The sequence below is a fragment of the Streptomyces sp. NPDC051180 genome (assembly GCF_040689545.1).
Taxonomy (GTDB): Bacteria; Actinomycetota; Actinomycetes; order Streptomycetales; family Streptomycetaceae; genus Streptomyces.
The window spans coordinates 275,586-290,351 of sequence record NZ_JBFBBC010000001.1 but is presented as its reverse complement, the minus strand read 5'-3'; the positions used below and the strand labels follow the sequence as shown (position 1 = coordinate 290,351).

Here is a 14,766-nt window from a genome sequence, read left to right as displayed (position 1 = left end):
TCCCGTCAGCGGCGCCGCCGGGTGCGCCGGACCTTCAGCTCCTCGAAGCGCGGCACGTCGCCGTCGAGGATGCGGCGCCAGGCCCGGGCGAAGAGCTCCGCGACGGGTTCGGTCGGCACCAGGGCGCCGAGGAACGGCCGGTCGGTGCCCTCGGAGGCGTACAGCGACAGCTTCCACTGCTCGACGGGCAGGCTGGGCGAGCTCTGCTCGGTCCAGGCACCGGGGAGGAAGAGGGAGCGTCCGGCGCGGGCACGGGCGGCCGTCACCACGAGGTCGCCGCCGGCCAGCTCGGCTCGGGCGGCCTTGACGCGGGCGGGCTTCCAGCCGGTCCAGCGGGCCGTGTTGCGGTCGGTGGGGTCGGGCAGGGCGAGCAGCATGAGGTACAGGGTGGCCGCGTCGGCGCTCAGCTCGTGCGCCCGGGCGACCTCTGCGACGAGCTCGGGCACCGAGCGCGACGGGTCCTGCGGCCACCAGGTGCCGTCCTCGGCGGTCTCCCCGGCCGCGGGTGCGCCCGGGTCGGCCAGCAGACGGGCGAACGCCGGGTCGTGCGCGTGCCGCAGGGCCGCCTCGACGGAGCTCGGCCGCTGGTCCGGGCCGCGCAGCGCCGCGAGGAACGGGTCGGAGCCGGTGGAGTCGAGCAGGGCGGTCCGCAGGGCCGGCTGGGGCTGGTTGTCGTGGGTGGCCATGAGCACCGCGCCGTACCGCTCGTGGTCGGGGGTCGTCTCGGTCGGGGCCCCGGCCACCTTCCGGAAGTCGGCGAGGTAGGTGAAGCTCCCGACGGAGACGAGGAGTTCGGGCGAGGCGAGGCGCTGCCGCACGGCGGCGAGCGCCTCGGGGAGCTTCGCCCGCAGGGGGTCGCCGGCGGGCAGGCGGTGGGCGAGCCACGCCGTCAGCCTGATCGAGCCCGTGAGGACGGAGTCGGTGAACGGCTCCTCGGTCGGGGTGACCGGAGCCGGCCGGTCGCGCTCGATGTGCCAGGCCACGTCGACGCTGAGCTCCGGGGCCGCGGCCGGGTCGAGGAGCGCCGGGAGTGCGCGGTGCACGGGCCAGCCGCCGCGCACGGCGCGCGCGGCCTCGGCGGCGAGCCAGTCGGGGACCTGGACGCGACGGCCCACCCGCGCGTTCCACACGGCGGCGGCGGCCGCCACGTCGGGCCCTTCGCTCCAGAGCAGCGCGGGGTCCCGGGGCAGCAGGGCGGCGACCACGGCCCGCCGCACCTCGACGGGCAGGGCGCGCAGTTCGTCCCGGGCGTGCGCGGCCTCGGCCACCTTGAGGCCGAGGGTCTTGCGCAGCTCGGCCGGGAGGAAGTTGTTCTCCCAGCTGTCCACCTCGGGAAGGCCCGCGAGGACGAGCCGGGCGAGGGCGGCGGAGACTCCGGTGAGGCGGCCGAACTCCTCGGCGCGCTCCGGCAGGAAGGGCGCCTCCGGACGGTCCGCGGCCTCCGCGAGGAAGGCGGTCAGCCAGCCGGCGCCGCGGGTGCGGTCGCCGAGCGGCGCGTCGCCGCGCACGGTGTAGGGCCCGGGCACGCCGAAGCTTCCGCTCGGGTCGTGGAGCAGCGCCCCGAACTCCCGTCCGCCGTCGACGTCGGAGTGGTGCTCGGTGATCGCGAGCGCCGCTCCGCCGCCCAGCGGGAGGACGCAGCGGTGTCCGGAGCTGTGCTTCAGGCCGTCGGGGGTGTGCAGGTGGGCCGTGTCGAGGTGGACGAGGACGCGGCGCCAGTGGGCGGACGAACCCGCGGCCGAGGCCAGTCCGAGGGCGTCGACCCGTCGCAGGAGGCCGAGCAGAGCGGCCCGGTGGCCGGTGCCGCTGCCGGGCGCGACGGCCCGGTAGGCGATCGCGGCGGGCTCGTCGAGGAGCGGGGTGAAGGGCAGGGTGGTGTACGGCAGGGAGGGCAGGTCGAAGTGGACGCGGCCCGGCTGCGCGGTGGCCGCGGTGTCGGCCCGGGCGGCCGCGAGGGACTCCAGGAAGCGGTGGGCGACGTCCTCGTCCACGCCCGAGCGGTAGTAGCCGGTGCCGGCGATGCCGTTCAGGGCCTTGCCGATCAGCCGGTCGGCGGGACCCTGGACCCGGGTCTCCTCGGGCGCGGCGGAGGGGTTGAGCCGTTCGGCGACCGCGTCGAGGGCCTTCTGCTGCCGGACGGCGAAGCGGAGGACCCGCACCACTCCGGCGACGAGCTCGGGCGCGGTGATCGAGGGCAGCGAGGTGGCGACGAGGGCCGGGAGGTCCGCCGCGCGTTCGGCGAGGACGGCCGCCTTCAGGAGGGTCCCGGCCGACTCGGCGTCGGCGGAGCGCAGCGCGGCCGAGCCCTCCGTGTCCCGTGCCCGCAGGGTGTACAGGTGGGACAGCGGCGGCAGGGTGACGCTCGCGGTGCCGTACAGCTCGTTCCGGTCGCCGTCGCTGGTCGTCGTGACGACGCCGTCGGGGTCGCTCAGCGAGAGCTTGCGCCATTCCCGGGTCAGCGCCCGGGGCCGGTCGTCGCCGGGGAACGTCAGCGCCGCCACGGGCATGTCGGCGCCCTCGGGCAGGTCGACGGCGCGCCCGGTGGTGTCCTCCCCGTGCCAGCCGTTCCCGGGGAGCCGTACGACGCGCCAGCCGAGCAGGCCGTCCGCGGGTGCGCCGAGGACGGAGCCGTCGACGGTCGGCGCGGGCCGCAGCCAGGAGGAGCGGGCGGAGAGTTCGGTGCCGTCGGCGTGGGCGCGGAGCGCGTCGGCGAGGAAGCCGGGCTGGGAGTACCGGCCGTGGGATCCGTCGGCGGGGTCGTACTCGGCCCAGCCGCCGTCCGTGTGGTGCTCGCCCGTCCTCCACACCCAGTACGACGTGCCGTCGGACAGCACCGGGCGCTCCTGCGGCAGCGTGGTGTCGCCGTGGTGGAGGACCCCGCCGCCGGTGGTGCGGCCGCCGCCGGGCAGCGGCAGGCTGGGGTTGTCGGTGCGCAGGGACCAGTAGTCGGCGCCGCTGTCGAGGGTGAAGACCCGGTCGGGCGCGGTGTGCCAGTATCCCTGCGCCTCGCCGCGGCCGTAGGTGGACCAGAAGACGAGCAGGGCGCCGTCCACGTAGTGGAAGCCGTACCGGAAGGAGTGCCCGGCGGGGACGCGCAGGTCGTGGGTGAGCACGGTGGAGTCGGCGTCGATGACGCGGACCTGGGTGGTGCTGGCCACGATCAGGTGGGGCCACGCCTCGACGACGGTGAGGCCGTCGGTGGTGTCCCGGGTCGGGGCGAGGGCCGCGAGGGTCTCCTCCCACACCGGCCAGCGGAGCTCCTCCCACAGGCCGCCGCGCAGGGTGCGCGCCAGCGTCGCGCCGAGGTCGGCGCCGGCCGCGGCCGCGACCTCCTCGGGAGCGAGGGCGAGGGCCTCGGCGGGCAGCCACGACAGGCGGGCGAGGGCCTGCGGCAGGCCGGGCAGGCCCGCCGCCACCGACTCGCGGGCGACGTCGCGCATCCACTCGGTGAGCATCGGGCGTCCGCCGGCCGACGCGGCGAGCAGGCGCATCACGTCGGCACCGCTCGACGCGTTCCCGTAGGACGAGGCGGCGCGCCGGAAGGCGGGGCGGAAGCGGAGGTCGGCGGCGAGGGCGGCGAGGTCGCGGGGCTGCTCGCCGCGGGCCCAGTCCGTGATGCCGAGGGCGTGGCCGTAGTGGCCCGGGGGGTCCTGCGGCGGGTCGGCGACCGGGATGTCCAGGGAGAGCAGGAGGTCGAGGAGGTCGACGTCCTCGACGCCGATCCGCAGGGATCCCTCGCCGTCGGGGCGGCTCGCCAGGTCGGCGCGCAGCCGCTCCGCGGCGCGGTGCACCAGGTCGAGGAGGGCGGGCGGCGTCGGGCGGGGGCCCCAGCCGCGGTGGCGGGCGGTGTGGAAGCGCTCCAGCCAGGCGGCCGCGCCGTCGGGGCAGCGCTCCTCGGGGCCGGCGTCCGGGTCGGTGAGCCCGGTGTCCGCACCGGAGTCGGCGAGGATGTCCAGCCACAGGGCGCTCAGTTCGCCGTCGTCCCCGGGCGGGGTGATCGACAGCAGCGTGCCCCGGACGGCCGGGACGCGGCGGGCGAGGGCGATCAGGGCGGTGCGGTGGGCCTTCCACCAGCCGGTCGCCGCCCGGAGGGTGGCCGGCAGCGGCAGCAGTTCGCCGAGGTAGTCCTGCTCCGCCTCGGTGCCGGACAGCCCGGCCGCGCGGGCCAGGCGCCGCAGCTCCGTGGCGGCCTGCGCGGAGGGGGCGAGGCCGCCGGCGGTCCTGCGGACGCACAGGCGCCGGAAGCGCTCGTACGCCTCGCCGGGGGTCAGCCGGGCGGAGAGCTCCTTGCCGTAGCTCGCGAGGACCTTCACCGGCAGCGCGCCGGCGAGGGCGAACTCCAGGAAGACGGCGTCGAGGCGGTCCTCGTCGACGGTGAGGCCGTGCTGCGCCTCGCTGGTGCGGGCGCGGCCGAAGAGCTGGCCTGCGTACGTGGCGTTCTCGACGCCGAGGAAGACCCGCGCGGCCTGCTCGTAGAAGACGGGCAAGAAGTGCGGCACGGCGGAGGCGAGCCGGCCGGCCAGTTCGTGGCAGGCGTCGAGGGCGGCCTTGGGCTTGGTCCTGGCCTGCCGGGCGAGGCGGTCGAGCTCGGGCACGACGGCCAGCGCGTGGTGCCCGTCCTCCGGGTGGTGCACGAGGACCCACTCGGGGAAGCCGAGCTCCTGGCGCCGGCCGAGGCCCACCGGGGCCGGCTCGCCCTGCGGTGCGAGCCCGAGGAAGCCCGCGGCGAGGTCCTCGGCGGGGCCGAGTTCGGCCGCGGTCAGCCGGACGACGACCCGTTCGTCGCCGAGGACCGGGTGGCGGTAGGTGCGCGCGGTCATCGGGACGGCGGAGGCGCCCGCGTCCTCGGCGTCCGCCGGGAGCACGGCCCCGGCCTTGAGGAGCTCCGCGTTGTCGGAAACGGTCGTGCTGGTCATGCGTCCCCACCCTCTTCGATCGTGCGGCCGGCGTACAGCGCAGCGGCCATGCGCATCCCCTCGGACCAGGCCACCGGCCCGACGTCGGTCAGCCGCACCGCGCGGCCGTCCTCGTCGTGCCAGGTCAGGCCGCCGGTCTCCGACTCCCCGTCCCAGTACGGTTCGCCGATCCACACGGACGCCTCCGTGCCGCGGCCGCCGTCGCGGACCTTGCAGGTGGCGTAGCCGCCGGAGACGCGGTAGCCGAGGGCCGTGGCCCGCGCCGCGAGGCCGAACCGCGAGGCGAACTTGCCCCCCGCGTACCGCCGGACCTCGGTGGCCGTCTCCGCGTGCCCGGTGCCGGGTCCGTCCCAGGTGGCGCGGTGGATCTGCTCCACCCGCTGGGTGATGCCGAGTTCGGCCGCGAAGTCCCGGACGTCGTCCAGGTCGGGCAGGAGGACGGGGTGCGGGAGGGTGACGGTCCGCGGCGAGAGCCGTACGGTCTCCCCGTCGAGGTCGAGGAGCCGCAGCTCGCCGTCCCCGGTGACGTCGCGGAGGAAGCCCACCTCGTCCGGGTCCTCGCCCACGACGGCCATGTCGCGCAGGGCCGAACGCCACGCCTCGTCCGGCCACACGCGGGCGATCAGCTCGGTGGGAACCGGGAGCGAGGACACCATCCAGGTGTCCACCTGGGCCACGCATGCGGCCACGTGCCGGTCGAGCCACTCGGAGAGCCGGCGCAGCCGGTCGACCTCGGGGTCGTCGCGCAGCCCCTTCGGCAGCGTCTTCAGCTGCCGTCCCCCGGTGCGCCGTGCCACCACACGCCCGTCCTCCAGGGTGATCTCGTACCCCTCACCCGCTGTCAGCCACGCCATCTGCCGTGCCCCTCCGCCTGGTCCCGTCGGAATCCGCGCAGCTCGAACAACGGGGTGCAGAGCCCCGGAGCCGCGGTATGGAGGGAACACTAGACAGGGTCACTGACAACGCGTCCGCGCCCTCCCGCCGACCGGCCGCGGCACGGCGGCGGAAGGGGCGGAAGGGCGCACGACGGGTGGTGGCGAACCCCGCGACGGGGGCGGACGGGGGGTCAGGCGGACGGGACCGCCCGCTGGATGGCGGTGATGACGCGGTCCAGCGCGTCCTTGCTGTGCGGGTCGGTGAGATTGGCCCAGAGCTTGAACATGAAGCGTTGCAGCACGGGCCGGGACAGGCTCCTCGTGGCGACGAGCCGCATGACGCGGGGCTGGTTGAGGGCGTGCACGACGAGGCGTCCCACGGTGAAGTAGCGGCCGTAGGAGGCGCGGACCACGTCGGGGTAGCGCAGCAGGGCCTCCTCGCGCGCGTGGGCGGTGGGCCGGCCGAGGGCGTCGCCGACGGTGTCCGCGGCGAGGCGTCCGGACTCCATCGCGTAGTCGATGCCCTCCCCGCTCAGGGGGTTGATCATCCCTCCCGCGTCGCCGGTCAGGAGCAGGCCCCGGGTGTACTGGGGCCGCCGGTTGAGCCCGGCGGGCAGCGGGGCTCCGCGCAGCGGACCGGTGGCGTGGGCGTCGTCGAAGTGCCGGGTCGGGGACAGGCGCGCGGTCCACTCCCCGAACATCCGCCGGTGGTCGATCTCGGGCCGCCGGCCGACGTGGAAGGTGCCGAGACCGACGTTGAACGTCCCGTCGCCGACGGGGAACACCCACCCGTAGCCGAACGGCATGTAGGGCCTGCCCTTGGCGTCCTCGGTCTCCAGGTCGAGCCACGCCTCCAGGTGGTCCTGGTCGCGGGCGGGCGTCCTGTAGTACCGGCGGACGGCCACGCCCATGGGCCGGTCCTGGCGCTGGTGGAGGCCGAGGGCGACGGCCAGACGGCTCGACGCGCCGTCGGCGGCGACCACCAGCGGCGCCCGGTAGGTGCGCGACGCGCCGTCCCGCAGGGCGGTCACGCCCGTCACATGTCCGGTGGCGGGGTCGAGGACGGGGCCGGTCACCTTGGTCCCCTCCAGCAGGCGGGCACCGGCGGCCACGGCCCTGCCGGCGAGCAGCTGGTCGAGGTCCATGCGGCTGCGCACGAGCCCGAAGTCCGGGTAGGACGCCACGCGGGGCCAGGGCATCTCCACCGTGGTTCCGGAGCCGTGGGCCCGCAGGCCCCGCGTTCTGACCCAGCCGTCCCCGGCGATGTCGACGCCCATGCCGACGAGTTCCCGCACCGCCCGCGGGGTGAGCCCGTCGCCGCAGATCTTGTCGCGCGGGAAGGTGGCCTTCTCGATCAGCAGGACGTCGTGGCCCGCCCGCGCGAGGTGGTACGCGGCGGCGCAGCCGGCGGGTCCCGCGCCGACGACGATGACGTCCGCCGAGTCGTGCTGGGGTGACAGGTCCATGTGTGGTCTTCCTCTGCTGCGGCGGCGTGAGGTGCGGGGAGCGGCTTCCCATCTGTACCCAGGGTCGACGGCTTTGATCACGTGTCACGTCGTGCACCGTGCCGGGAGGCCGCCGCTCCCCCGTCGGCCCCAGGGGTGTCGTGTCGATCAGGCCGGGCTCGCGGGGCGCCGACGGGCCCGGACCCGGGCGGCGGCGCGGGGACACCGAGAGCGTCGCGACTCCCACGTTCCACCTCCGGCCGGCCCTCGTGACGACGGACCCGGACCCCCGTCGCCGGGTCCCACCCTGCCTCTCCCGGCGGGCTGGGCCGGGGCTGCGAGGCCGACCGGCCGCACACCTCACCTGTTCGGCTCCGCGCGACGACGGCCGGCGACGCGCGTCGGCGGGCCCACGGGACCAGGACCGACCGGAAGGGCGGGTACGCCGACGAGCCGGGCCGGCCGGAGCAGTTCGCCCACGCCTACGGCCGGCCGCGCGTGGGGGCCGGGCCGCGGAGTCCGCTCCTCCTGCGTGCGATCGCCGCACCCCGGTACGCCCGGCACGCCCGCGCGCCCGGAGTTTTCGGAGCGCCCTCGCGTCCGGTGCACCCCGTGCGTCGACGGCGCGTTCCTCTCGTACGACGGGACGGCCGCCGGAATGGTGACCTCACCCGGCCTCGGGCCGGCCGAGGCCCCTGACCGCTTTACCGCTCCAGCCGCTCGACGGCCCGGGCCGCCCGCGAGGCCACCGCGCGGGCGGACCGGAGGGCCCGTTCCGCGGCGGTGACCGCCGTACGGGCCTCGCCGGCGGCCGTGGCCGCCTCACGGGCCGTACGCCGAGCATCCCGGAGCTCCTCCTCCAGTTGCCGGGCCCGGCCTGCGGTCTCCTCGGCGCGCCCGGCGGCGGCTTGCCGGGCGTCCCGCGCGGCCCGGAGCTCCCGCTCGCGCCCGTCGGCGTCCTCCGCGGCTTCCTCGGCCTCCGTACGGGCGTGTGCGAGGTCCCGGGCCCGCTGTGCGGTCTCGCGGGCGGCCGCTTCGGAGGCGTCACGCCCGGCCTTGCCCGAAGCCTCGGGCGAGGGGCTCCTCGCGGCCTCCCCACCGCGCTTGCCCGAGGTCCCTGCGCCTCGCCTGCCCGAACTCCCCTCGCCGCGCGTTCGCGAGGTCCGGGGAGCGGCCCCTCCCACGGCTGCCTCCGACCCCCCTTCCTCCCTCCCCGCCGTCGGGCGGGCGGCCATCGCCTCCGGGGCGACGGCCGGGAAGCCGACGGCGGCCGCGGGCGGCTTCACCAGCCGCCCCTTTGCCCACAGGGCCGCGACCTCCGGGTCGGCGAGCACGCCGTGGAGGATCTGCTCGACCTCGTGCGCCACCGTGCCGCCGACGGGCTGTCCGGCCTCCCGGGCGAGGTCGGCGGCCATGCGGGCGAGCGCGGCCACGAGTCGGTGCTGCCGGCTGCCCTCCGTACGCAGTCGCTCGGCGTCGAGGGTGCGGTGGGCCTCGCGGAGGCTCTCCCCCAGGGCGAGGAACTCCTCTTTCTCCCGCGGGCGCTGACGGGCGAGCAGGTTGGCCGCCCAGGCGGCGAGCGCCGGCCGGCGCAGTGCGGCGATCGCCTTGGCCCCGGCGGCGTCCTTCTCCTTCCGGGCGCGCGACGCGTACGCGTCGCGCGCGGCCGTGAACGCGGCCGGGGTGAGCCCGTACAGCTCGTCGGTGACCTTCTCGACATCCACACCGACCACTGTGGCCGTCCGCGCGCGGAAGACACGGCCCGGGCCGCGGGGCCTCGGCCGGATGACCGACGCGATCACCCGCCCGGGCAACACGCCCGCACCGGCGCCCGGTCCGGGGCGCGGCCGCCGGTACCCCGCCGACGCCACCGGGGGCGGTGCAGGCGGGCCGACCCCCTCCGTCCTCAGGCGTCCGCCGCCGGGCCGGTGCGGACGACCGCCTGGTCGCCGTGGGGGCCGAACAGGTGCAGGATCTCGACCGCTCCGGGGCCGGCGGGTCCGAACCAGTGCGGTTCGGCGGTGTCGAACTCGGCCACCTCTCCCGGCCGGAGGGTGACGTCGCGCTCCCCCAGGATGAGGCGGAGCTCTCCGGCGAGGACGTAGAGCCACTCGTATCCGGCGTGGGTGACCAGTCTCGGTTCCCGGTGGGAGAGGACCTGCTTGAAGACCTGGACCCGGCCCGGGTACGGGGTGAGCGGGACGAGGACGCTGCCGGGCCCGCGGCTCCGGGGGGTGAGGTGGACCCGCGGGTCGCCGGTGGCGGGGGCGGCCACCAGCTGGTCCAGCGCGACCCGGTGGGCCCGGGCGAGCGGGATGAGGAGGTCAAGGGTGGGGCGCCGGAGGCCGGACTCCAGGCGCGAGAGGGTGCTGACGGAGATCCCGGTGTCCTGGGCGAGGGCTTCGAGGGTGAGGCCGCGGTCGCGCCGCAGGGAGCGCAGGCGTGGCCCGATGCTGTCGAGGATGTCGGCGAGTTCGGCGTCCATGGGGCCATTTTGCGGTCTTCGCAAAGTTCCTGGTCGCGGGTGTCCCGCGGAGTTGAGGTTGACGGCGTACCGATCCCGTCGAAGGGGGAACTCCCGTGCTCACCACATCCCTGACCGCTCCACCCGCGCCCCTGGGCGCGCGCCGGCGCTGGACCGTGCTGGCGGTCTGCGCCCTCAGCATGTTCCTGGTGGGGGTGGACACCACCATCGTCAACGTGGGGCTGCCCGAGATCGGACGGGGGCTCGGGGTGGGCACCCGCGGTCTCGAGTGGGTGGTCGACGCGTACACCGTGGTGATGGCCGGTCTGCTGATCGTCTCCGGCGCGCTCGCGGACCGCTTCGGGCGCCGGCGGGTCTTCCGGTGCGGGCTGCTCGTCTTCGGCCTGGCGTCCCTGGCGTGTGCGCTCGCCCCGTCGCCCGGGGTGCTCGTCGCCGCCCGCGCGGTGCAGGGGATCGGGGCGTCGATGCTGAGTCCGGTGGCCCTGGCCATCGTCGTGAACGCCATGCCCGACCCCCGTGAACGGGCTCGCGCGATCGGGGTGTGGGCCTCGGTCTTCGGGCTCAGCATGGCGGCGGGCCCGGTCACCGGCGGTGCGCTGATCGGCGCGTTCGGCTGGCGCTCGGTGTTCTGGATCAACGCGCCGGTCGTGGTCGCCGCGCTGGTCCTGGTCGCCGTCTTCGTGCCGGAGTCGCGCGGGGAACGCGCCCGCCGCCTCGACCTGCCCGGCCAGGCGCTCCTCACGGTGGTCCTGTGCCTCGCCGTCGGGCTGCTCATCGAGGGCCCCCGCGTGGGCTGGACCTCGCCCGCGGCCCTGGCCGGGTACGCCGTCACCGCGGCGGTGGTGGCGGGCTTCGTGACGGTCGAACGGCGCCGCGCCGAGCCCCTGATGGACCTGGGGCTGTTCCGCCGTCCGCCGTTCGTGTCGGCGGTAGTCGGGGCGACGGCGGTGTTCGTCGCGCTGAACACGACCCTGCTGCTCCACACCCTCTACCTCCAGCACGCCCGCGGCTGGTCCCCGCTGGCCGCCGGTGCCGCGACCCTGCCGATGGCGCTCGGCGCCACCGTGTGCGCACCGTGGTCCGGAGCCCTGGTCGGCCGTCTCGGACCGCGTCGCCCGCTGGTCCTCGCGGGCGGGTTCGTCACGGCCGGCGGTCTCTGCCTGGTGGGCCTCGACCGGGACACGGGCGTGCCGCTGCTCCTCCTGGCGCTCCTGCTGATCGGCGTCGGCTTCGGTTTCGCCAACGCCCCACTGACCTGTACCGCGGTGAGCGGCCTGCCCTCGTCGCGGGCGGGGGTGGCGGGCGCGATCACCTCCACCGCGCGCCAGGTCGGTGCGGCGGTCGGCATCGCCGTCGCGGGCGGCCTCCTCGCGGGCACGGCTCCCGCCGGTCTTCCCGCCGCCACCCGCCCGGGGTGGCTCCTCGTGTCGGCGTGCGGGCTGTTCCTCCTCGTCGCGGCCCGCGCCGCGGGCCCCAGGCCGACGGGGACGACGGGCGGGTGACCTCGACGTACCCGGGCCGGTTCGGGTGGGCCGGTGGCGCGGCCCGGGATCCCGGGGCGGTCAGCCGACCGGGGCCTGCCAGGGCTCGAACCACGGGTCGCGCCACCGTTCGGCGGCGGCCGGCAGCGGGAAGAGCGTGGCGCCGTCGATGGTCTCGCGGATGATGTCGGCATGACCGCCGTGGCGGGCCGTCTCCTCGATGAGGTGGAGCAGGACCCAGCGGACCGACCACTCCTTCACGTCGGCGGGGAACCACGGAAGCCCCTGGGGGACGGGGACGCCCTGACCGAGGTCGGCGATGGAGGCGGTGAGGGCGGCCCGGCCGTGAAGGCGCCCCGCCCTGAAGGCGGCCCCGCAGCTCCGGAGCGGACGGAGCGGTCAGACGTCGAGCTCGACGTCGGTGACCGGGTAGGCGACGCACGCGTGGGTGTAGCCGAAGCGGGTGTCGGACAGTCGGAGCCGGCCCTCCTCCGCCGTGTGCACGGTGCCCCTGACGACCCGTACGCGGCACAGACCGCATTCGCCGGAGCGGCAGGCCGCCTCGGGGCGGACGCCCTCGTCCTCCAGCGCGTCGAGGAGCGGCCGGCCGCTGCGGGTGCGGAAGGAGCGGCCCCGGGCGGTGACGGTGACCTCGGCGTCGGGTGCCGCGTCCGCGGGCCAGTGCGGCTGCGCGGTCGGGTCGGCGGGGGCGCCGTTGGCCTCGAAGCGGATGCGGCGGGCCGGATGCCCAAGCTCCGCGAGGCGCGCGAGCGCGTACGGGTAGAGGGCCTGCGGCCCGCACACGTAGACCATCCGTCCGTCGAGGGGCCCGGCGAGGGCGTGGACGAGTCCCGCGGTGAGGAGTCCGGTCGGTCCCGCCCACCGCGGTCCGGGGTCGGCGACGACGTGGTCGACGCGGATGCGGGGGTGGTCCGCGGCGAGCGCGTCCAGCTCGTCGCGGAAGAGGATGTCGCCGTCCGAACGGGAGCCGTAGAGGAGGTGGAAGCGGCGGGCGATCCCGTGGTCGACGATGTCGCGGATCATGCTCAGGGCAGGGGCCACGCCCGAGCCCCCGGCGAGGAAGACGACGTCGTCGCCGTGGAAGAGCGGGTTGTGGTGGAAGGTGCCCAGGGGGCCGCTGGTCGTGAGGGTGTCGCCGGTCCGCACCGTGTCCGCCAGGTGGTTGCTGATCCGTCCGCCGGGGACCCGACGGACGGTCAGGTCCCAGTGGTCGGGGCGGGCGGGGCTGGAGGAGATCGCGTACGGGCGGCTCGTGCCGTCCGCGTGGACCGCCACGTACTGTCCGGCGAGGAACGGCGGCAGGTCGGTGCCGTCGGGGCGGCGCAGCCGGAACGTGACGGCGGTCGGGGTCTCGGCCACCACGGCGGAGACGGTGAGGGCCAGCCGCGCCGGGTGGTGGGCGTCGAGGAGCCGACGGGTGGCCGCGGCGTGGTCGGCGGGGTCCGCCGGCCGCCGGTCGATCTCCGCCTGGACGTCGTCGTGCCCGTCGAACAGCGGCGCGAGGGGGTGCTTCACAGATGTCTCCCGGGGGTTCGGGCGGGCGCTCAGGCGGTCCGGGCGCGCAGGAGGCGGCGGGCGACGCGGTGGCCGGCCTCCAGGGTGGGCTGGAAGCCGCCGAACCCGGCCCAGGAGCCGGCCGGATGGAGTCCGGGGACGCCCGGGTCACGGAGGCTGTCGCGGAAGAGCCAGTTCTCGGTGCGGTCCTGGTCGTAGCCGTAGATCGCGCCGCCGGGGTGGCCCAGGTAGCGCGCCAGGGTCAGCGGGGTGGCGACGTCGACCTCCTCGATCGCGTCGCGGATGCCGGGGGCGACCGCCTCGACCCGGTCCAGGAGCGTCTCGGCGTAGGCGAACTTGGCCGTCGCGTACGCGGTCGGCGGGAGCTTCTCCCAGGCGTCGGCGTACTGGAGCGTCATGAGGCTCACGTGGGTCGCGCCGCGGGGGGCGAAGCCGATGGGGGCGATGTCGTAGGAGGAGACGCAGATGCCGCGGGCGGGCTCCAGGGTCCGCCAGGAGGCGTGCGTCCGCTCGTCGTCGAGGTCGGCGGTGACGAACGTGGTGCTGCTGGTGAAGCCCAGTTCGGCCGGGGTGGCGTCGAGGCCCATGTGCAGGACGAAGCCCGAGACGCCCACGCGGCGGGTGGCGAGGTCGGCCCGGATCCGGTGCGGGACGACGGCGTCGTCGAGCATCGCGTAGGTGACGGGGAGCGAGGCGTTGGAGACGACGTCGCGCGCGGAGATCTCCTCGCCGTCGGCGAGGCGGACGCCGGCGACCCGGCCGCGTTCGGTGAGGATGCCGGTGACCTCGGTGTGGAAGCGGACCTCTCCGCCCGCGGCGAGGAAGGAGTCGAGGATCGCGGTGGACATGGCCTGCGAACCGCCCCTGACGTGCCAGGGCTTGAACTCCAGGTAGGCGAAGAGCGTGATCGCCAGGTCCTGGAAGGCGAGGCGGGACGGCGGCTGGCCGAGGTACGTCCAGTAGGTCGCGAGGACGGACCGGAGGCCGGGGTCGTCGAAGTGCTCGTCGAGGACGTCCGCCAGGGGACGGAGCCCCTGCCGGAAGAGGACCGGGTCGATCTGCTCGGCGGGCATCCCGCGCTGGGCGGCGATCTGCCAGAAGGCGACGTCCTTCAAAAGCTGGAAGAAGCGCTCGACGCGGTCCCGGTTGCCGGGGAACGCCTCCTCCAGGGCGTCGCCCGCTCCTGCCCAGTCCGCCGGCAGGGTCACGTCGTACCGGCCGGGCACCACCGCTCGGTAGAGGTCCTCCTCCTGGACGAAGTCGATCGTGCCGGAGACGCCCAGCTTGTCGAAGAGTTCCCGCAGGGTGAAGCCCTGCCCTTCGAACCCCACGCCGGACAGCTGGTGCAGGGCGACCTCGAACTCGTACCGGCCGCGCCGGAAGGAGGTGGCGCAGCCGCCCGGCACGGTGTGCCGCTCCAGCAGGAGGGTGCGCAGACCGGCGCGTTGGAGCGTGGTGGCCGCGGTGAGTCCGGCGTTGCCGGCGCCGATCACGACGACGTCGACGTCGGTCATGCCCCGGCCGCCCCTCCGGGCTCACCGGCCTCGTGGGCCTCGCGGGCGATCCGGTCGAACTGGGCTCCCATGGCCTCGGCGAGCGCCTGCGCGGCGGAGAGCGGCCGGACCATGACGGTGAAGTCGTCGATCTTCCCGTCCTCGTCGAAGTGGAGGAAGTCGCAGCCCTGGATCCGCCTGCCGCCGACCGTGGCCGTGAACACGAGGGCGTGGTCGCGGCCGTCGGGCTGGGCGATCTCGCGGACGTAGGTGAAGTCCTCGAAGACGCGCATCACGCCGCGCAGGATCGCCGCGGTGATCGCCTTGCCGGGGTACGGCTTGAACGCGACGGGGCTGGTGAACACGACGTTCTCGGCGAGGAGCGCCTCGATCGCGGCCTCGTCGCGGTTCTCCACGGCCTTGCGGAAGGGATGCACGGTGACCACCTCTAGTAAACTAATTGAATAGGTGTACCGGAGAGTAGGGGTCGTGTCATGGCTTGTCCAGGGCGGGCTTCGACCGGGCGTGGCGGCGC

At 75.8% G+C, this 14,766-nt stretch carries 9 protein-coding genes and 1 pseudogene; 1 reads left to right on the top strand and 9 read right to left on the bottom strand.

Annotated features, from left to right (window positions below):
- Positions 1-5: 5 nt before the first annotated feature.
- The 5 genes from AB0424_RS01370 to AB0424_RS01350 all read right to left on the bottom strand — a co-directional run bounded on the left by AB0424_RS01370 (position 6) and on the right by AB0424_RS01350 (position 9,721).
- The gene (locus AB0424_RS01370; RefSeq protein WP_366301261.1) at positions 6-4,916 is read right to left on the bottom strand and encodes a DNA-binding protein; all 4,911 of its coding nucleotides are present in this window, start codon (positions 4,914-4,916) and stop codon (positions 6-8) included.
- On the bottom strand, positions 4,913-5,770 hold the full coding sequence (locus AB0424_RS01365) for a DUF4132 domain-containing protein (protein WP_366301260.1): 858 nt from the start codon (positions 5,768-5,770) through the stop codon (positions 4,913-4,915). Before AB0424_RS01365 ends, AB0424_RS01370 begins: the two co-directional genes overlap by 4 nt.
- A gap of 212 nt (positions 5,771-5,982) precedes the next feature.
- Positions 5,983-7,257 carry a geranylgeranyl reductase family protein gene (locus AB0424_RS01360; protein ID WP_366301259.1) on the bottom strand — a complete coding sequence of 425 codons (1,275 nt, stop codon included), beginning with the start codon at positions 7,255-7,257 and terminating at the stop codon, positions 5,983-5,985.
- A gap of 683 nt (positions 7,258-7,940) precedes the next feature.
- A complete protein-coding gene (locus AB0424_RS01355; protein WP_366301257.1) occupies positions 7,941-8,960 on the bottom strand; it encodes a hypothetical protein in 1,020 nt (339 codons plus the stop codon).
- A 182-nt stretch (positions 8,961-9,142) separates the two neighbouring features.
- A complete protein-coding gene (locus AB0424_RS01350) occupies positions 9,143-9,721 on the bottom strand; it encodes a helix-turn-helix transcriptional regulator (RefSeq protein ID WP_366301255.1) in 579 nt (192 codons plus the stop codon).
- 95 nt (positions 9,722-9,816) lie between these two features.
- On the opposite strand from AB0424_RS01350, the gene AB0424_RS01345 reads away from it, so the two are divergent.
- Positions 9,817-11,223, top strand: coding sequence for an MFS transporter (locus tag AB0424_RS01345; RefSeq protein WP_366301253.1), 1,407 nt, complete (start codon positions 9,817-9,819; stop codon positions 11,221-11,223).
- Between the two features lie 60 nt (positions 11,224-11,283).
- On the opposite strand, the pseudogene AB0424_RS01340 reads toward AB0424_RS01345, so the two are convergent.
- The 4 genes and pseudogenes from AB0424_RS01340 to AB0424_RS01325 form a co-directional block, all read right to left on the bottom strand.
- Positions 11,284-11,535, bottom strand: a pseudogene (locus AB0424_RS01340) (DUF664 domain-containing protein); the annotation flags it as partial.
- Between the two features lie 66 nt (positions 11,536-11,601).
- On the bottom strand, positions 11,602-12,738 hold the full coding sequence (locus AB0424_RS01335) for an FAD-binding oxidoreductase (RefSeq protein ID WP_366301252.1): 1,137 nt from the start codon (positions 12,736-12,738) through the stop codon (positions 11,602-11,604).
- A gap of 29 nt (positions 12,739-12,767) precedes the next feature.
- On the bottom strand, positions 12,768-14,252 hold the full coding sequence (locus AB0424_RS01330) for an NAD(P)/FAD-dependent oxidoreductase (protein ID WP_366301251.1): 1,485 nt from the start codon (positions 14,250-14,252) through the stop codon (positions 12,768-12,770).
- Entirely contained in the window at positions 14,249-14,668 is a 420-nt protein-coding gene (locus AB0424_RS01325; RefSeq protein WP_366301849.1) for a nuclear transport factor 2 family protein, read from the bottom strand. Before AB0424_RS01325 ends, AB0424_RS01330 begins: the two co-directional genes overlap by 4 nt.
- Positions 14,669-14,766 lie beyond the last annotated feature (98 nt).